The following is a 17,929-nucleotide window of genomic DNA, read 5'->3' on the forward strand; positions in this document are numbered from 1 at the left end:
TCATGTAATAAGACAAGGGATATGGGCATTAAGAGATTTAAGAGTAGAATTATTTAACAAAGACAATGAAAAGTATAAGAAGTTAAAAAAATATTGGAAAATACTAAGTAAAAGCCCAATAAGTCAGTTTAGTCAAAGACAAAAAGAAATATTAAAAGAGATATTAAAAGTAGATAAGACATTGAAAAAGATGTATAGAATAATAAAAGAATTTTACAAGATGTTTGAGAGCAAGACAGTAAAGACAATGAGAAGGAGAATAGAGCAATTAATTGAAAAATTGAGAGTATTTAATATAAAGCAAAGTATAAAACTAGCAGATACAATAACAAGTTGGAAAAAAGAGATAATAAATATAGTAGAATATGAAATAAACAATGGGTTTGTAGAAGGAAATAACAACAAAATGAAAGTAATAAAAAGAGTATCTTATGGACTAAGAAACTATGAAAGATTTAGAAAATTGATATATTTACGTCTTTGCAATAGATAGAGGTGTTTTTACACCCCCACTATTGACAAAGAACCATAATAAATTTTATCCGCTCTATAAATTTAAAAATTGAATACCCTTTTTACATACATTTAAAAGAAAAATTTATATATAATCCTAAGATAAAAAATTAATAATTATACTTAAGGAGCAAACGTGCAAATTCCTATTCGCTACGGCAAAGATGATATCATCGACCTAAGCGTTCCGGAAAAAAATTTACTGGGAGTTTTTAACCCCAACCCCGTGGCTAAATTCGACGAAACGGCACTCATCGCAAAGGCTCTGGCAAATCCAATAAACCAAAAAAGCTTTGATGAGTTTATCGCTGGCGATGAAAAGATCGTTATCATCGTAAATGACGGCACAAGGCCTACGCCAACTGCTAAAATTTTAAAGCAAATTTATCCAAAACTTCGCGATAAAAATAAAATTTTCATCATCGCCACCGGCTGCCACAGAGAGGGGACACTAGATGAATACAATATGATATTTTCTAAAGAAATTTACCCTGAAATTAGAGCTAAAAACGAGGTTCATGACCACGACTCAAAGCATGATGAAATGGTCTTTTTAGGCGAGAGCAAAAACGGCACTCAGATGTATCTAAACAAGATCGTGGCTGAAGCCAAAAAAGTGATCGTCATAGGTTCGGTAGAGCCTCACTATTTTGCAGGCTACACTGGCGGTAGAAAGGCGTTTTTGCCAGGTACTGCCTCATACGAGAGCATCACGCAAAACCACAAACTAGCCCTTAGTCCTGACGCTCAGGCTCTGCGCCTTGAGGGCAACCCTGTGCATGAAGATATGATCGATGCGATGAAGGTTCTTTCAAACATCGATGTCTTTTCTATACAGACAGTGCTTGATAGCGAGCATGGTGTCTATTACGCAAGTGCTGGCGATCTAAACGATAGTTTTTATGACTGCGTGAAAAAGGCTGATGAGGTCTTTTGCGTAAATATCCCACAAAAAGCCGACATCGTGATCTCGGTAGCGCCTTATCCTATGGATGTCGATCTTTATCAGGCGCAAAAGGGTGCGGACGCAAAAATAGTCATCTTGCCGTTTGGCTCTATGACTGTGCCTAAGGTTTAAGTATGGCTAAAATTTTATACTATGATGCTAGTTGCGGTATTAGCGGCGATATGAATTTAGGCGCGCTGGTGGATCTGGGCGCGGATTTTAGCTATCTTTGCGCCGAGCTTGCTAAGCTAAATTTAGCTAGCGAATTTTACCTACGCAAGCGCAAAGTGCTAAAATGCGGTATCTCTGCAACCAAAATAGACGTCGTTTGCGCGGCAAATCCGAGCCAAATTCCGCTTGGCCTCTTAGGCGCTAAATTTAGCCCGCGTCAAAATTTAAACGGCAAAATTCACGGCGCCGAATTTAGAGCGGATAAGCCCGCCCAAAACCATCCGCGTCCGCGAAATTTCACGCAAATTTTAGAGCTTATCGAGGGTTCTAGCCTAAGCGCTTTCGTAAAAAAAACGGCAAGCGAAATTTTTAGCGTTATCGCGCAGGCCGAGGCCAAAATCCACGGCACTAGCGCAGAGCAAGTACATTTCCACGAAGTGGGCGCCGCGGACAGCATCGCGGACGTAGTGGGTGCGGCTATTTGCTTGGAGGCCTTGGGTGCGCCGCAAATTTTTGCTTCGCCTATCGAGCTTGGCGGCGGTTTTGCGCACTGCGCTCACGGCAGGCTGACCGTACCGGCGCCTGCGGTTTGCGAAATTTTAAAAGGCGCGCAAGTAAGCCTAGGGCGAGCGAATTTCGAGATGACTACGCCCACAGGAGCGGCTATTTTAAAGGCCTGCGCACTAAATTTAAGGGAGCAAGACCGCCGCGAGTCGCCGCGAAATTTTAAAATTTTAAGCACGGGCTACGGCGCTGGCGATAAAGACGTCGCAGATTTTGCCAACGCGCTTCGCGTGATACTTTGCGAAACGAGCGAGGATTTAGGCTTGAGAGATGAGCCAAATTTGAGCGTGCAGATCGGCTATGGCGAGCTTTGCGAGCGGATTTTAATCTCCACTAATATCGACGACATGGACGCCGAGAGCTTTGCCTTTGCGTGCGATATTTTGCGAGATAGCGGCGCGCTGGACGTATTTAGCAGGTCTATTTTTATGAAAAAGGGGCGCGCGGGCTTTGAGCTAAACGCGCTGTGCCGCAAGCAGGACGCCGCGCGGATAAAGGGGCTAATTTTCGCGCATACGACGGCGATCGGAGTTAGAGAGTGCGTCGTGAGGAAAACGGAGCTTGCGCGCGAGTTTTGCGAGGTAGAGACTAAATACGGCAAAATAAGGCTTAAAATTTCGCGCGGCCGAGTTTGCGGTTTTAACGCCGAACAAAATTTAACGGACGAAAATTTAGCCCGAGATTACCCCGAAATTTTAAAAATCAAGCCCGAATTCGAGGACTGCAAAAAAGCCGCGCAGAGATTTCAAACGACGATCCGCGAGGTTAGAAACGAGACTTTAAAAAAATATGACGAAACTAGAAATTCTAAAAAATGATATAAAAAAGCTGGAAAATTTAGCCGTAGCGTTTAGCGGTGGCGTGGATAGCTCGCTACTGTTGCGCGTTGCCGCCGATACGCTAGGCCGGCGCGCGGTAGCTATCACGCTAAAATCGCCCTATATGTCGGGGCGCGAGATAAAAGAGGCGATGGAATTTACCCGTACTTACGGCATCAGGCACGAAATTTTAGAGCTAGAAGCGCCCGAAGCGGTAAAAAATAATCCGCAAGATCGCTGCTACGTCTGTAAAAAGGCGGTTTTTACACGGTTAATCGAGCTGGCAAAACATCTAGGCTTTACAAATGTCGCCGACGGTACGAACTTAGACGACCTTGGCGAATACCGCCCGGGGCTTAAAGCAAAAGACGAGCTTGGCGTGCTTTCGCCGCTTAAAGGCCTCAAAAAATCAGAGATTAGAGAGCTTAGCCGCGAGCTTGGACTGCCGACCGCGGATAAGCCCAGCTACGCGTGCCTTCTGACGCGTTTACCGCACGATAGGGAGTTTTCCGCGGAGGAAATTTCGCTCGTGGAGCGAGCCGAAAATCTGCTAATCTCGCACGGATTTTTAAACGTTCGCGCGCGATTTGACGGCAAAGCCTTTAAGCTGCAAATGGGTGCGAGCGAGACTAGACGCTTTTGCGCGGGAGATTTTAGCGCCGTCGTACGCGAGATCGCCGCGCTTGGCGAGTATGATATTTTGCTTGATTTAAAGGGGCTTCGCGGGGAGATTTTAAATGACGAAAGATGAGGCTTTAAATTTCATCCGTACCGTAAAATCGGGCGAAAAAAGCGAGCGCGAAGCGATAGAGTTTTTACGGTATTTTCCTTTTAGCGACGTGGGCTGCGCCAAAATCGACACTCAGCGCGCCCTGCGAAACGGCGCGGGCGAGGTGATCTACGGCGAGGGCAAGACCGATGATGAAATTTTGCGTATCGCAGAAGCGATCGGCGCGAGAGGGCAAAATATCCTAATCACGCGCACGAACGAGCGGGTTTTTGAGCGGCTGCGCGAAATCTTACCGCAGGTGGAGTTTAACGCTCGCGGCCGCGTCATCAGCGTCAAATTTAAAGAGCCCGCGCTCACGCAAAGCTACATCGCGATAGTTTCCGCAGGCACCGCCGACGGCGCGGTAGTGGAGGAAGCGTACGAAACGGCGAGATTTCTAGGCAACGACACGCGTAAATTTAGCGATGCGGGCGTGGCTGGGCTGCACAGGCTGATCGCAAATCTAGAGCAAATACGCGGGGCAAAGGTCGTGATCGCGGTGGCGGGCATGGAAGGCGCGCTAGCTAGCGTGCTCGCGGGCCTCGTGAGCGTGCCGGTGATCGCGGTACCCACCAGCGTGGGATACGGAGCGAGTTTCGGCGGGCTGGCGGCTCTGCTAGCGATGCTAAACAGCTGCGCAAACGGCGTCAGCGTCGTAAATATCGACAACGGATTCGGCGCCGCGTATAACGCGAACCTGATAAATCATCTCTGAATTTACGCCCGTGCTCGGACTAATAAACGGACTAAATTCGAGTGCGAGAGCCTATCGATCACAGAAGCAAACCGCAACAGCTACCAAGCCGTAATAGCGCAGTGGCACGATAGCAAAGACAGTAAAGATAAACAAGCGAAGATTGGCGGCGGAGAGCAAACCTATAAGCTAAATATCCCCGAGCCAAAATCAGACAATGAAGCCTTAAAAAGGGCGAAGCCAAGCTAAACGAACTACAACGCGGCGGAATGAACGGCTAGCTTACCGCCACTGGTAGAGAGCTAAGGGCCGGCGTAAAACTAAAAATAACCGGCGTAACCAGACTTGAAAATGTAAAATTTAGTATTAAAAGCGTATCGCATAATCTAAACACTACAAACTATATGATTGATCTGGAGTTTGAGGGGTAGGATTATATCTGATTATAAAAATATTCTTTCTTACCTTTTCTATAGTAGCCATCTATAACATCAGTAAGTTCGAATCTAAAATATTCAAATATGCGCTTAAACTCTACTAATTTTTCTTCCGACACCGTGAGAAATGGTTTTTCTGTTTCTAATTCCATAAAGCTTTGTTTAAAAAGTTTTATTCCGTATCCTTTATTCTTGTAAGGGGGCATGGTAGATAAGTGACATATCTTTTGCTCACTGTATTTTAGAATAGCCAAGCCTCTTAAATCATTTTCGTTACAAGAAGTTATTATTTTTTTTGTTCCATTTTTTAAAGATGGTATCACGTTAAGAAAATACCAAGCATCAAATTCTGGATAGTATTTTTTTGCCTCTTTGATATAGTTATATAATACATATTTATTCTGTATATCTGCCTTTATAGGCAAAATGTGATTTGATGTTAAGACAATTGAGGGGTCATAGAATATCATTTAAAAAAAACACTTTATAAGAGGTCATAAATAAAATTAGACACTATAGCTACGAACACCACGAATAACAGGAATTTGTATTTTTCAAATTTTGAACTTTTATGATGAAGGCTTTTTAAAAAGAGTTGATACGATTCTATGCACCCACCACTAAGATTACTCTCCTTAAACTGATAGACCGTCATATTTAAATCGGTATCATAACCTATATATTCACGCCACAAATCATCCTCCAAAACCCTAAAACTTTTTATTGACTTATTTTTTTCTAGTAGTTCCGTAGTAGAATCTAGTATAATAAATGTATTAATTTCCTTAAATTTTATTTTATTATCTATTTGTTTTGTAAAGCGTCTATCCAAATTTATAGATATGCCGGTGATTTTCATAGCTTTAATAAAAGGGTTAGTCATAGTATCTGAGAGCATTGTGTCAGATATTTTATCCTTAATATTTGTAACTCTAAATCTGAAATAACTATTTTTTTGTTGTTCCTTTACGCTCATTGTAATACTTGTATCATTGTTGATGGTGGTATTACAGAGCTCAATATTACCAAGGTCATACTCTTTTAATCTAAAACTTGATTTATTTTTATCCAGATGTGTTTCTTCGTTAAATATCATGTTTATGGTTTTACCATCACACAAGCGATCCTTGATGTCTATAAAATCAGTTTTGTATATTTTAAAAGGGAGTGTGATATTTATGTTAAAGTTTCTACTAATGTTATTGTATTCTTTCCTGGATACCAATACCCCAATTTCAATATATGAGTTTTCGTTATTGTTTGGCAAAAACAGGTTGATGTGAAGTATAACTTCTATTTTGTCTGCAATATCAGAATCTGCACAAATTGCTATAGGCCATGCGATTGAGTTTTTTTTATTCATAGTTTTTTATCCAATATACATAAACGATTGTGGTGCCACAAAATTTGGGTATTGCAAATAAGGACAAATTGCCTCTTTATATTTATTTGCGGATTTAATCTTAATGGCAAAACCGGTACTCTTGCCATTAAAGTATTTTAGATATCTTTCTTTATCTATACCGGCATCCATACTCGTTTTATCCCATAGCTCTTCTGGGCTTGCCTCCAAAATATTATCAACTATAAATTCTCCTATAATTTTTCCAACTGGCTTTGTGGCATATACTTTAATCTTATTAACGTTTTTTTTAAATTTTACCTTTCTAAACTCAAATTTTTTCGTACCATCAAAAATAGCCTCAGCGAATTCCGGCTTAATGGATAATAATGCTGTCATTTACTAAACCTTCTTTTAAAATTGCAAAAAAAGCCTCATCTGTAAGCTTCACAAAACCCCAGTAGGCTTCTTCGTGACCTATAATTTCTCTAATCTTCTTTAAAATAACACGTCTTTTAAATGATATATTGTATGCCATTTTTATTATTTTTGTGTAATTTTTTTTGATAAATATATTCTCTAATTCATCATCAGTAAATATATTATGAGGCTTGCAGTACTTGATGAAATCATACAAGTCACTAAAACTGGATAAATCTTTATATTCTTCTACAACACACAAGGAGGTTATGACGGATGAGTAGTTCGCGCTTTGGGCATTTTTATCTTTTGTTCTATAAATGAGTAAGCAGTCGCCTCTCTTGAGTTGCTCGACACCTTTCATTTCCGTTATATACACCTTATGAATACTATTTGATTCAGACATGTCTTTTAGTATGTCATAGCTTTCTGTGTTTAGCATAGAGTCCGAGAACATACCAGTATGATATTTTGGGTATATACTTAAAAGATATTTGTCGCTTGTCGCATTAATAGCCGGATAGTCCAGCAGTATATCATTTTTTAGCGCCTGCACATGAGTCGGTATATTTTTTGTTAATACTAGCTCATTGATTTTTTTGCTATGCTGGACAAACCCATATCTTTTTAATAATTTTATTAAAGGTGCTTGTTTTTCAAAAGACGTTACATAGATATTATAAATATTGTTTGCTACGGCAAAATCAAAAATCTTCTTTATAATACGCTCTCCAAGCTTTGTCCCATGCGCATCTATTTTAAGAGTTCCTATCTTTAGCCATGTCACATTTGTGTCAAGTGCCGGACTTATATCCGTATTATCTATTGGGCTTTCTATTTTTAGATACAAAAAAGCCACTATCTTGGTATCATCAAAGAGTATATATGCTTTTTCGCCAGCGTCCGCTTTTTTCGCTATCCATGTATCAAAACCTTTATAGTCTTGCCTTAAAGAGTCGAAAAAGGAATCAGATGTGTTAATTTCACGTATATATTTCTCTTGGATATTTGACATTTTAACACCTCTTGAAATTTTCCAAGCAATTGTATCAAAGATTATCTAATTTTATTCTTTTAAAGCCATCGTTGCAATATCGGCAAGGATCTTTAAAAGTATTTTTTGAATTTAAAACGATAATAAAAAGATTAAAAAAATTTACGTTTCAAATCAAAGTGAAAAATGTGATGTTTTAGCCCACTTTGATTTGAAACGTGGTTTTTACAGCTAAATTTGAAGGCTAAATTTAAAAGGAAAGCGTTGCGAGAGAAAAATTTAAGAGAGCAAAAACCAAACGAGCCGAAGGACGCAGTAAGGCACGAGCAAAAGCTGCAAACAAAGCAAAGTGTGAGAACGAGACTAGCGTTTTTAGCCGCGGCGGTACTGATTTTGGCGGTCGAAATTTACATAGCGATCTGCGTAAAGGGCGGCTTTGTGCGACACTACGCGGGCGACGTTTTGGCCGTCATCTTGCTTTATGCGTTTGTGAGAGCTATATTTAGTGTGACGCCATCAAATTTAGCGCTTAAAATTTTTGCCTTTGCGGCGGCCTTGGAGCTCGCGCAGTATTTTGGCGCAGTGCAAATTTTGGGCATAGAAAATAAAATTTTAAAAATAATGATCGGCGGAACGTTTGATTTTACCGACCTGCTCTGCTACGCGGTTGGCTGCGTCCTAGCGGGCGTTTATGAAAAATTTGAAAGTAAAAACCAGCAAAGGAGAAGCGATGGATAAAGAAAAAGCCGTGCAAAAGATGACCGAGATCATGGCGAAATTCGTCGGCTACACGGGCAAAGTGCTGCCTGATGACGTGACGGCGAAGCTAATCGAGCTCGCCGAGCGCGAGACGCAGCCGCTGGCAAAGGAGATCTACAAAACGATGTTTGAAAACCAGCGCCTTGCTAAAGCTAGACCGTCCGTCCTGTCAGGATACGGGCGTGATCTAGTTTTTCGTGCGCTGTGGCGCGAATTTCCCACTCATCGGCGAGCTTGAGGAGCTGCTGCGAGAGGCCGTACTGAGAGCGACGCGCGAGGCTCCGCTGCGCCACAACAGCGTCGAGACCTTTGATGAGTACAATACCGGCAAAAATGTCGGCAAGGGCACGCCGAGCGTATTTTGGGAGATAGTGCCAGATAGCGGCGAGTGCGAGATCCACACCTATATGGCGGGCGGCGGCTGTAGCCTGCCCGGCAAGGCGACCGTGCTGATGCCCGGCATGGGCTATGAGGGAGTCGTGAAATTCGTCATGGACATAATGACTAGCTACGGCATAAACGCCTGTCCGCCGCTGTTAGTTGGCGTAGGCGTAGGCACCTCGATCGATGTGGCGTCCTTGCTATCTAAAAAAGCGCTGATGAGACCTCTTGGCTCGCATAATCCAAACGAGCGCGCCGCGCTAACCGAAAAGCTGCTCGAAGAGGGCATCAATAAAATCGGCCTCGGCCCACAAGGCATGAGCGGCGCAAGCTCCGTGATGGGCGTGCATATCGAAAACTGCGCCCGCTACCCAAGCGTCATAGCCGTTGCTGTAAATGTGGGCTGTTGGTCGCACCGCAAAGGTCACATCGTCTGGGACGCAGAGCTAAGCTTTGCCGTAAAATCGCACAAAGAGTTTGCGCTATGAGTAAGAAAATTTTAACCACGCCTATAAGCGCCGAGGATCTTTCAAATATCAAAATCGGCGACGTGATCTACCTCACGGGGCACATCAGTTTGTAGATTTGGCTAGCACACAAAGAGAGCTAGCAGATGAATTAGGAGCTAAGTTTTTAGAATTTTGTAGTTCATACCTAAATGAAAAATGTGTTATTGCCAAAAGTGAATTTACTTACCAAGAATCTTTTTTGCCAGCAAGCCTAACTATCGAAGCCTACACTAAAAAACCGACTGCTAACACAACAATGGTAGATGCGTACATTGGTAATGTGCATTTTAGGTTAAATTATGATTATGTATATGAAGAGTATGATGATGACCATTTTAAAGATGAATATGCGTATCAATATCTTGACTTTCAAATATAACAAGTGCTATAATACAACCAAGTTACATTTAAAGAAAGGAGGGTAAATCATGGCAAACGGAGATTATGAAGTAACTCATAATAGGATTCTTAATAGTGTAAAGAAAAAATATCATTCATACAAAGGTAAAGTAGGCAAGATTGCTGATAATATAATAGACAGAAATTTTAAAGCTGATAAGCCGTTACAAAAATGGAGTACTGATGTATCTCAATTTAACTTTTCATGGGGTAAATGCAACATTTCACCAATACTTGATATGTATACAAATGAAATAATCTCTTATGACTTATCCTTAAGTCCTAATTTAGAGCAAATATCTAAAAAAATTTTGTTAACTTCTTTATATTGAGGATAGGAGACTATATAAAAGATTTTTACTATTAATTAGAAAGAGTGGATAAATGGGGAAAGGTTTCTTTAAGAATAAAAAATTATGCATATTGGTTCTCTTTGTATTGCTATTGCTTTTAATACTAACTTGTATTTGTTTAGGAAGATATCAGGTTAGCCCCTATAAAGCATTTATGATTATATACAAAACAATAACCGGAGATGTTAGCGGCTTAGATGTACATGAAACTAGTGTAGTAATTGACATAAGACTACCTAGAATACTTATGGGAGTTTTAGTAGGTGCAGGGCTATCACTGGCAGGAGCAGCATATCAAACTGTTTTTTCAAACCCTTTAGTTAGCCCGGACTTACTAGGGGTGTCTTCAGGAGCAGGTTTTGGGGCGGCTTTATCTATATTATTATCCCTAGACATGATAGTGACTCAGCATGTTTCTTTGCTTCTGGGGCTTTTAGCAGTTTATATAGTTTTAAACCTATCCAGAGTAAAAAAACGAACAGATTTGTATGTGTTAGTTTTATCCGGAGTAATTGTAAAGTCACTATTTGATGCTTCAATATCATTTATTAAATATATAGCAGATCCGGAAGATAAGCTTCCAACTATCACTATGTGGTTGCTGGGAAGTTTAGCAAGTGTATCCTATAGAGATCTTGTTATTTGTTCAATAATAATACCTTGTATTTTCGGCTTCTTTCTATTAAGGTGGAAATTGAATCTTTTATCTCTAGATTCTGATGAGGCTAGGTCTTTAGGAATTAATGTAAAAAAATTACGTATTGTGGTTATCTTACTCTCAACATTGATAACTGCAACTACAGTTTCTGTATGTGGAATTATAGGATGGATAGGTTTAATAATTCCCCATTTGGCGAGAATGGTTATCGGAAATGATAATAGGTACCTTATTCCAACTTGTTGTGTTATGGGAGCAATTTATTTATTACTGATAGATACCCTTTCAAGAGCAGCTACAAGCAATGAAATTCCCATTTCAATATTAACAGCATTTATAGGTGCGCCATTATTCATAACTATACTTAGAAAGAATTCGGGAGAAAGAAGATGATACTCCAAGTTAAAAAAGGTACTTTTTCATATGACAAGAGAAAAATTTTAAAAGATATTTCATTTGATTTAAAAGAAGAAGAAGTAATGTCCATTCTTGGACCCAATGGGGTGGGTAAAACTACTTTCTTAAGGTGTCTTATGGGATTTTTAAAATGGGACACGGGAAAAGCCTTATTGTTCGGCAAAGATATAAATGAATATGCAGAAAAAGAATTATGGGAAAACTTAAGTTATGTTCCTCAAGTTAAGAAAAGTGTGTTTAGTTATGGGGTTTTAGAAATGGTTGTGATGGGTTTAGACAAGGAAAACAGTTTTTTCCATATCCCTACGAAGGAAGATTATGATAAAGCTTATGAAACTTTAAAAGAATTAGGAGTTGAAAAGCTATCAAATAGATACTGTGATGAGCTATCCGGAGGAGAGCTTCAAATGGTTATGATTGCGAGAGCTCTTGTTTCTAATCCAAAACTTCTTATTTTAGATGAACCGGAGTCAAACCTGGATATGAAGAATCAAATTAGAATCATAGAGGCAATTAAACATATAAATGTAAATAAAAAATCTGCTTGCATAATAAACACTCATTTTCCTAGTCATGCATTGCAGATATCTGACAAAACTTTGTTTATCGGTAGTGACTACAAAACAACCTTTGATGAAAGTTCGAAAGCCATTACTGAAGATAACTTACAAAAGTATTTTCAGATCAAAGCTAAAATTTTAATTTTTCAAGCAGAAGAAGTTGAATACAAAACAGTTGCACCTTATAAAGCCATATAGAACTGTTAGAAGGAGGTTAATGAATGGAATATAGAAAATTAGGATCTACAGGCATACAAATTTCAAGAATATCTATGGGAAGTCATCACTTAAAGAATCCCCAAGATATAGATAAACATGCAGAAAATTTCTTCTATGCATATAAACAAGGAATAAATTTCTTTGAAACCGGCGATACTTATGGAAACAATTGTTCAGAACTTATATTAGGTGCAGCCATAAAAGAAATGAAGAAGCATAAAAAACCATTTTATATTATGTCAAAGACACATGCCGGAGATTCTAAAACATTTCGAAAAAATCTTGAAAATTCTTTGAAGAATTTAGGAATAAGTTGTATTGACTCCTTTACTTGTCTTTGGGGTGTAAAATCTTTTGAAGAATGGAGAGGAGCTAAAAACTATGGAGCTATAAGAGAGATGGAAAAAGCAAGAGAAGAAGGACTTATTAAGCATATTACTTTTTCTTCACACTTACAAAATAAAGAACTAATTGAGATGATTGGGGAGTATAAATTTGATTATAGTTTACAGGGCTTTAATATAATTAATTCCAAATACAGATTAAAAGGAATAATGAAGACTCATGAAAAAGATATAGGGACAATAGCTATGAATCCGCTGGCAACAGGAGACTTGTTGCTTTATGAAGATATATTTAACGCTATTCGTATAAAAGAAGACCAAACTTTGGTTCAAGCGGCATATGCATATATTCTGTCCTTTCCTTTTATAGATTCTGTACTGGGAACCTTTAATTCAAAAGATGAAATTAATGAAGCTATTAAAACCCTATATCAAGAACCTTACTCTGCTAAAGAAAGGAGTGAACAAGAAGGAAAATTAAAAGAAAGAATTAATCAAGTTGATTTAGAAAGAAAGATAGAAGTTGGCAAAGCTCTTAGACAAAGACCTCATATATTAAGAGAAGAAGTTGCAGATTTGTTTGGAGTTTATCCACTAAGTGTATAATTTTCAAAGGAGGAAAAATGAAAAGAAGGATTAGTTTATTATTATTTTTAGTACTAGCATTAATTTTAAATGCTTGTGACGGCAGCTCTCAAAGTAATAAAAATGAAATCAGTGAAAACAAGGAAAAAGAAGCTAGTCAAGTGCGAGAAGTTAAAGAGGTAAAAGAAAGCGAATACTCGGTTACTGATGTTAGAGGAAAAACGATTAAATTTGAAAAAACACCGGAAAGAATTGCAACGGTGGACAAGCCTCTTCCGTCTATAATATATGCAATTGATGGAAAGACAGATAAAATTGTAGGATGCAACCCATCTTCTATTAAAGCTTTTGAAGAAAGTGTTTTAAAAAACATGTATCCACAACTAGCTAATGCGAATACTAAATGGTGTTCAAAAGACTCAGTTGTTAACGTGGAAGAGTTATTGAAGCTAAAACCGGATGTAGTGTTTATTTATTCGAATATTGAGAAAGAAATTGAAAAAATGGAAGCTGCAGGACTTAAGGTAGTAGCTTTAAAGAGGGCAGAATTTGACAGTATAAAAGAAAATATAAAAATGATATCTGAAGTACTTCAAAAGAAAGAACGTGGCGACTTATTAGTTGAATATATGGACAAAGGAATTAATGAAGTAACATCAAAGTTAGCTGAAATAAAAGATGAAGATAAACCAAAAGTTATAGAGTTTTATAGTGACATGAAAATAGCTGTAAAAACATACGACCATTGGATGAAACCAAGTGGAGCCCATAATCCGGCCCACGAGCTTAAGGGTAAATTGGCTGAAGTGGACATGGAGCAGATGATTGTATGGAACCCTGATATCATTTATTTAGGAAATCATTCAGACTTAATGCCGGAAGACTTTATTGAAAATAAGCAGGAAGGTAGAGACTGGTCAACAATTAAAGCTGTAGCTAACAAACAAGTATACAAAATTCCTATAGGTGTTTATAGGTGGGATCCTCCTGGGGTTGAAACTCCGCTTACAGTTAAATGGGCTGCAAAAATACAGTATCCACAATTGTTTTCAGATATGGACATGGAAGTAGAGTTAAAGAATTTCTTTGAATATGTATATGATTACAAATTATCAGATGATGAAGTTGCTACAATATTGAGGAAGTAGTTTTAATAAGAAAGGAAGAAACATGGATAAATAAAAGTATTAGAAATATGATTACAAATTATCAGATGATGAAGTTGCTACAATATTGAGGAAGTAGTTTTAACAAGAAAGGAAGAAACATGGATAAAATAAAAGTATTAGAAAAAGGACATGAATTAGAATATAGCTTTGATGATTTACTAAACTATCATGGTGTAGGTTATCCCGGGGGAGTAGCTCATGCATTTCAAGTCATGAGTAGAGCCTTTCCACTTTTAGATGATGGGAAATTATTAGAAAGAAGAGAGATATATCTTATTACAGCATTTCCGGGACCGGGAGGGCTAGATGCTTTTGAAATGGTAACAAGATGCGTAACAGGTGGTAGAATTTCCGTTGATATTAATTTAAAAGAAGCTGAAGAAGTCTTAGAAAGTCCCCATGGAAGATATTATTTTAAATTCAAGTATAGAGATAAAACAGTCGTTATAACCATAAAGCCAGGTTTTGTACTAAAAGAATTTATTGAATTATCAAGAAAAGAAGATAGAAGTGAAGAAGAAGAGACTACTTTGATTCAGATGAAAAAAGATATGGCAGCAAGACTATTGGCCGCTAAGCCCGAAGAAGTATATAACGCAAAAGTTCTATAAAAGAAAAAGAGAAGGGTTTTGATATGTGCCCTCTTTACTGGACAAGCCAGTAAAGAGGGTATTTTTTTGAAAATAAAGATGCGTTTGAGTTATTAGTGTTTGGTTCTTATGGAACAAAATACAGTAATTTTTTAGGCTGTATAATAAATATGGGGTTTTAGGGACTATCCCTAACGAGGTATTTTTGTCTGACTTGTCGGACAAAAAGTATCCTCGCCCAAATGAAATACAAGATGGCTTTTTGATAGCAAATACCATATATAGAATATAGATGCAAGCTGGTTCAGCTTATGCTTTTCGTTGTTTATTGATCCGTTTAAGATAAATAAAATAACATATAGCAAAATATTAAAAAGCTATAAAATTAAGCATAATTTTAGAATCTTAAATAACCTTAAATTATAAATCAACCTTTACTATTTATTCTAACAATGCCATCATTTTAAATAGTTTACTACACCCACCCTTCCCCTCCTTGATAAAAATTTATCTCTTCAACTAGATCCTTTAGAATTTTAGGAGTTATTGGTTCGCCATAAGTATTCATAGTGATCTTGTATTGTTGTTCGTGTCCTACCAGAGCAGCTATATGTTCAGCTCTTTGGCCACTTTGGATGAGCTTGTTTATGAAAGTGTGTCTAAATGAGTGAAACGTCCTTGTTTTATCACCATCTTTTATAACTTGAGTATTGATCTTCTTTCTAAAATATTCAGAGAAGTCTTTATTATCACAATTAAATAGCCTAACTGCTTTGCCACATTCCCTAGCTAGCTTCTTTTTACTCTCTATAAATTCAAACAGCCCAATGCTACTTAACTTAGAATGGATAGGAACTATCCTTACAGAGTTTCTAGTCTTTAAAGTCTTGCTCTTGCCTGTTTTTACATCTATTTTTGTATTTAAACTAAAGCATACTATGCTATATTTTTCGACTATGTCATCTGTGTTTAACTGGATTATCTCATTTAGTCTCATGCCAGAGTAAGCTGCTATATGAGTAATGAAAAATAGCTCATCTTTGCTAATCCTTTGGCTTTTAGTATCACCACTTGATCTAATCTTACTAACAATATCCAAAAGTGCATTTACATCACTATCTTCATAAGGATTTTTATTTGTAACGTCATCTTGGTTTAAATTTATTTGTAGATCTATAGCTGGGTTCTTATCTATATAGTCGCTATCGTAGCAGTATTTAAAAAACTCACTAACTCTAACAATATACTTCTTGATAGTTGATTTAGAAATTTTTGGTCTATCCTTTGCTAAAGCTACGATCTCATCTAAGCTCTTATCTTTATAAAGACTATTTTGAGAGAGCTTGGTTGGTAGTTGTAGCAAGATATTTCTAAAATTTAGTAAGTCATCTCTTTTTATCTTTTTGATATCTAGCTCATCACCAAATTTCATAGACATTAGCCGTCCTACATGTCTAACAAGACCAAATGTGCTATCACTCCAGTCGTTTGAAATACTCGTGTTTGATACATAGTTTTCAAAAGCACTCTTTAGCGTGACCATGCCAGCTTTGCTCTCGCTTTTAGTAGATGAGACTAGCTGTGATTTAAAGCTTCTAGCTCTATTTGAGAAGAGCTTTTGAAAGAAATTTATAGCTTCATTAAAAGTCGTGCCACTAGCATCACTTGTATCATCTATCGCAAGGTTTTTAGCCTCAATGTCACTTAAAACTATGCCCTTATCTTCATATTTATCTGCCTTATATAGCTTTACCTGACCGCCAAAGGTAGGATCATTTAAATTTCCATACCCAAATTTTAGATCATCACTTAGCTCGTTGTCTCCATCTGGTGATAACTCACAACCAAATATTCTTAAGATATCGTTTTGAGTGAGTGCACCTTTTTGCTTGGCTAGCTCATTTATGGCATCTCTTAGCTCACTAACAGAGTGCTTTAAGGACTTTTTAGTAAAAGGCAGCACCAAATCCTGCCTTTTTAAAGTCTCTATGTCGTCTTGATAGCTATGCAAGTTACTATCTTTAACGCATTTTGCTATCTCGTCTTTGGTACCATCATCTAAATTTTCGCTCTTATGCTTTTTGCCAAGTGGCACAAATGCTTGTTGCTTATCATTTAGTAGCTTTTGGTTTTTGCACATCTTATATGATATGTGATTTATGTTATCTATCGTTGCCTCAAGCACTCTTTTGCCAAGAAGCTTTTTAGTGTGAGAGTCAGTACAAGATAGCTTTTTGCAGATATCATCAACCTCTTTTGATATGACACTGGGCAAGCTATCTTCTTTTAAACTCTGTTTTAAAAACAAATTTAGTGATAGTAGTCCATCTAAATTTATATATCTGCCAAGCATATCATGCTCTTTGATACTTTTGGCCTCCTTGGCTTTTAAAAGCATAAGCACCAAGTGCTCTATAAGTTCGCTGCTCAAATTCATCTTCCATGCCTTTTTGATCGCGTTAAAAATTATAGAGTAGATCTTAGCACGATTTTTTGCTGTATCAAAGCGTTTTGTGAGGAAGGAGGTTATGTATTCAGTTTTATTGCCAAAATAAGACCTCAGATATAGTGGGATAGCTACTCTAAAGTAGTATATGCCATTTCGTTTGACTAGATATTGCATCTTTGTTACCTATGCAATATAACTTTGTAGCAAAATGTAGCAGATACTTAGTGTGAAACTGACTATGTGCCGTCTTTTTGGTGCTTACACAAGGTTTATTTTTAAACCCTCATAAGCCGGAGGTCGGGAGTTCAAGTCTCCCCCGTGACACCATAGATGTCCTACTTATCGATACTTTAACTGCCCTTTTTGCAGTTTCCCTTTCTTTAAAATTTCCTAAAAGTATGGTACACTTTTTAAAAAAGTGGTACAGTTTTTTAGAATTGTTTTATTTTATAAAAAAGATTCTATGAAATTACTTTAAACTACATATATAAATTCAATCTTTATCTCTTTTTATTTGGGTGCTATACTGGAGTCAAAAATATCTGTAAATATTATTTTGGTTAGTTTAAAACAAGATTGACTTATTTATGATAAGTAATATCAAATATATTATATTTAAGTGGTTGGTTTATATGTTATGTTTTGAAGAAAATACTCTTAGCTTTCATATCCATACCTTCCTGTTTATTAATAGGGCGAGCATACTCTATGTAGCCACAAAATGTTATCATTTGCAGCTCCATAGAGGCTCGCAAGGAGAGCTTGTCGCTCCCTTGACCCACGCTTAAAAAATATTTTCTTTATTAAAATGGCCATATAAGATAGGCTATTTTAATAAAAATTTAAATTTATGGATGGCAACCATAAGG

Annotated in this window: 17 protein-coding genes and 2 pseudogenes; 14 read left to right on the plus strand and 5 right to left on the minus strand. The window is 37.6% G+C overall.

The window, feature by feature from the left end; genetic code table 11:
- From CYP54_RS09000 to larB, 5 genes and pseudogenes are all read left to right on the plus strand, one after another.
- On the plus strand, positions 1–493 hold a 493-nt coding region (locus CYP54_RS09000; protein ID WP_141108525.1), incomplete at its 5' end, for a DUF1722 domain-containing protein.
- A gap of 156 nt (positions 494–649) precedes the next feature.
- A pseudogene (locus CYP54_RS09005) lies at positions 650–1,540 on the plus strand (lactate racemase domain-containing protein); the annotation flags it as partial.
- Positions 1,541–1,593: 53 nt separating this feature from the next.
- On the plus strand, positions 1,594–3,012 hold the full coding sequence (gene larC / locus CYP54_RS09010; RefSeq protein ID WP_021085667.1) for a nickel pincer cofactor biosynthesis protein LarC: 1,419 nt from the start codon (positions 1,594–1,596) through the stop codon (positions 3,010–3,012).
- Entirely contained in the window at positions 2,984–3,763 is a 780-nt protein-coding gene (gene larE, locus CYP54_RS09015) for an ATP-dependent sacrificial sulfur transferase LarE (protein ID WP_021085705.1), read from the plus strand. Before larC ends, larE begins: the two co-directional genes overlap by 29 nt.
- Entirely contained in the window at positions 3,750–4,496 is a 747-nt protein-coding gene (gene larB / locus CYP54_RS09020) for a nickel pincer cofactor biosynthesis protein LarB (RefSeq protein WP_021085655.1), read from the plus strand. Before larE ends, larB begins: the two co-directional genes overlap by 14 nt.
- Positions 4,497–4,908: 412 nt before the next feature.
- Here larB and CYP54_RS09025 read toward each other — a convergent pair whose 3' ends face one another.
- From CYP54_RS09025 to CYP54_RS09040, 4 genes are read right to left on the minus strand one after another with little or no spacing between them, the layout of a single operon-like run.
- Complete coding sequence (locus CYP54_RS09025; protein ID WP_051282733.1) at positions 4,909–5,382, minus strand: hypothetical protein; 474 nt, start codon at positions 5,380–5,382, stop codon at positions 4,909–4,911.
- Between the two features lie 14 nt (positions 5,383–5,396).
- Positions 5,397–6,275, minus strand: coding sequence for a hypothetical protein (locus CYP54_RS09030; protein ID WP_021085723.1), 879 nt, complete (start codon positions 6,273–6,275; stop codon positions 5,397–5,399).
- 6 nt (positions 6,276–6,281) lie between these two features.
- Entirely contained in the window at positions 6,282–6,653 is a 372-nt protein-coding gene (locus CYP54_RS09035) for an ASCH domain-containing protein (protein WP_035142766.1), read from the minus strand.
- Entirely contained in the window at positions 6,631–7,689 is a 1,059-nt protein-coding gene (locus CYP54_RS09040) for a GNAT family N-acetyltransferase (protein ID WP_021085706.1), read from the minus strand. Before CYP54_RS09040 ends, CYP54_RS09035 begins: the two co-directional genes overlap by 23 nt.
- Before the next feature lie 243 nt (positions 7,690–7,932).
- Here CYP54_RS09040 and CYP54_RS09045 point away from each other — a divergent pair, with 243 nt between their 5' ends.
- The 9 genes and pseudogenes from CYP54_RS09045 to CYP54_RS09090 all read left to right on the plus strand — a co-directional run bounded on the left by CYP54_RS09045 (position 7,933) and on the right by CYP54_RS09090 (position 14,632).
- Entirely contained in the window at positions 7,933–8,406 is a 474-nt protein-coding gene (locus CYP54_RS09045) for a ribosomal maturation YjgA family protein (RefSeq protein ID WP_021085657.1), read from the plus strand.
- A pseudogene (gene ttdA / locus CYP54_RS09050) lies at positions 8,399–9,296 on the plus strand (L(+)-tartrate dehydratase subunit alpha). The gene CYP54_RS09045 and the pseudogene ttdA overlap by 8 nt, the downstream one beginning before the upstream one ends.
- A 97-nt stretch (positions 9,297–9,393) precedes the next feature.
- Entirely contained in the window at positions 9,394–9,696 is a 303-nt protein-coding gene (locus CYP54_RS09060) for a hypothetical protein (RefSeq protein WP_021086679.1), read from the plus strand.
- A gap of 49 nt (positions 9,697–9,745) precedes the next feature.
- Positions 9,746–10,048: a transposase gene (locus CYP54_RS09995; RefSeq protein ID WP_051282770.1), complete on the plus strand. Its 303-nt coding sequence runs from the start codon at positions 9,746–9,748 to the stop codon at positions 10,046–10,048.
- Positions 10,049–10,100: 52 nt separating this feature from the next.
- Entirely contained in the window at positions 10,101–11,120 is a 1,020-nt protein-coding gene (locus CYP54_RS09070) for a FecCD family ABC transporter permease (RefSeq protein WP_103604999.1), read from the plus strand.
- A complete protein-coding gene (locus CYP54_RS09075) occupies positions 11,117–11,902 on the plus strand; it encodes an ABC transporter ATP-binding protein (protein ID WP_009295486.1) in 786 nt (261 codons plus the stop codon). Before CYP54_RS09070 ends, CYP54_RS09075 begins: the two co-directional genes overlap by 4 nt.
- Positions 11,903–11,925: 23 nt before the next feature.
- On the plus strand, positions 11,926–12,873 hold the full coding sequence (locus CYP54_RS09080; RefSeq protein WP_021086681.1) for an aldo/keto reductase: 948 nt from the start codon (positions 11,926–11,928) through the stop codon (positions 12,871–12,873).
- Between the two features lie 17 nt (positions 12,874–12,890).
- The gene (locus CYP54_RS09085; RefSeq protein WP_103559558.1) at positions 12,891–14,000 is read left to right on the plus strand and encodes an ABC transporter substrate-binding protein; all 1,110 of its coding nucleotides are present in this window, start codon (positions 12,891–12,893) and stop codon (positions 13,998–14,000) included.
- A 119-nt stretch (positions 14,001–14,119) separates the two neighbouring features.
- Positions 14,120–14,632 (plus strand): hypothetical protein, encoded by a 513-nt coding sequence (locus tag CYP54_RS09090; protein WP_034965947.1) that lies wholly within the window; start codon positions 14,120–14,122, stop codon positions 14,630–14,632.
- Positions 14,633–15,086: 454 nt separating this feature from the next.
- Here the strand turns inward: CYP54_RS09090 and CYP54_RS09100 are convergent, their stop codons facing one another.
- Positions 15,087–17,234 (minus strand): tyrosine-type recombinase/integrase, encoded by a 2,148-nt coding sequence (locus CYP54_RS09100; protein WP_103605000.1) that lies wholly within the window; start codon positions 17,232–17,234, stop codon positions 15,087–15,089.
- Positions 17,235–17,929 lie beyond the last annotated feature (695 nt).

Source organism: Campylobacter concisus (assembly GCF_002914005.1).
In the GTDB taxonomy this organism is placed as follows: Bacteria; Campylobacterota; Campylobacteria; order Campylobacterales; family Campylobacteraceae; genus Campylobacter_A; species Campylobacter_A concisus_N.

Excerpts from the sequence above, each read along its gene's own strand:
- larC (WP_021085667.1), top strand. The coding sequence starts at position 1,594 with ATGGCTAAAATTTTATACTATGATGCTAGTTGCGGTATTAGCGGCGAT.
- larE (WP_021085705.1), top strand. The coding sequence starts at position 2,984 with ATGACGAAACTAGAAATTCTAAAAAATGATATAAAAAAGCTGGAAAAT.
- larB (WP_021085655.1), top strand. The coding sequence starts at position 3,750 with ATGACGAAAGATGAGGCTTTAAATTTCATCCGTACCGTAAAATCGGGC.
- CYP54_RS09025 (WP_051282733.1), bottom strand. The coding sequence starts at position 5,382 with ATGATATTCTATGACCCCTCAATTGTCTTAACATCAAATCACATTTTG.
- CYP54_RS09030 (WP_021085723.1), bottom strand. The coding sequence starts at position 6,275 with ATGAATAAAAAAAACTCAATCGCATGGCCTATAGCAATTTGTGCAGAT.
- CYP54_RS09035 (WP_035142766.1), bottom strand. The coding sequence starts at position 6,653 with ATGACAGCATTATTATCCATTAAGCCGGAATTCGCTGAGGCTATTTTT.
- CYP54_RS09040 (WP_021085706.1), bottom strand. The coding sequence starts at position 7,689 with ATGTCAAATATCCAAGAGAAATATATACGTGAAATTAACACATCTGAT.
- CYP54_RS09995 (WP_051282770.1), top strand. The coding sequence starts at position 9,746 with ATGGCAAACGGAGATTATGAAGTAACTCATAATAGGATTCTTAATAGT.
- CYP54_RS09070 (WP_103604999.1), top strand. The coding sequence starts at position 10,101 with ATGGGGAAAGGTTTCTTTAAGAATAAAAAATTATGCATATTGGTTCTC.
- CYP54_RS09075 (WP_009295486.1), top strand. The coding sequence starts at position 11,117 with ATGATACTCCAAGTTAAAAAAGGTACTTTTTCATATGACAAGAGAAAA.
- CYP54_RS09080 (WP_021086681.1), top strand. The coding sequence starts at position 11,926 with ATGGAATATAGAAAATTAGGATCTACAGGCATACAAATTTCAAGAATA.
- CYP54_RS09085 (WP_103559558.1), top strand. The coding sequence starts at position 12,891 with ATGAAAAGAAGGATTAGTTTATTATTATTTTTAGTACTAGCATTAATT.
- CYP54_RS09090 (WP_034965947.1), top strand. The coding sequence starts at position 14,120 with ATGGATAAAATAAAAGTATTAGAAAAAGGACATGAATTAGAATATAGC.
- CYP54_RS09100 (WP_103605000.1), bottom strand. The coding sequence starts at position 17,234 with ATGCAATATCTAGTCAAACGAAATGGCATATACTACTTTAGAGTAGCT.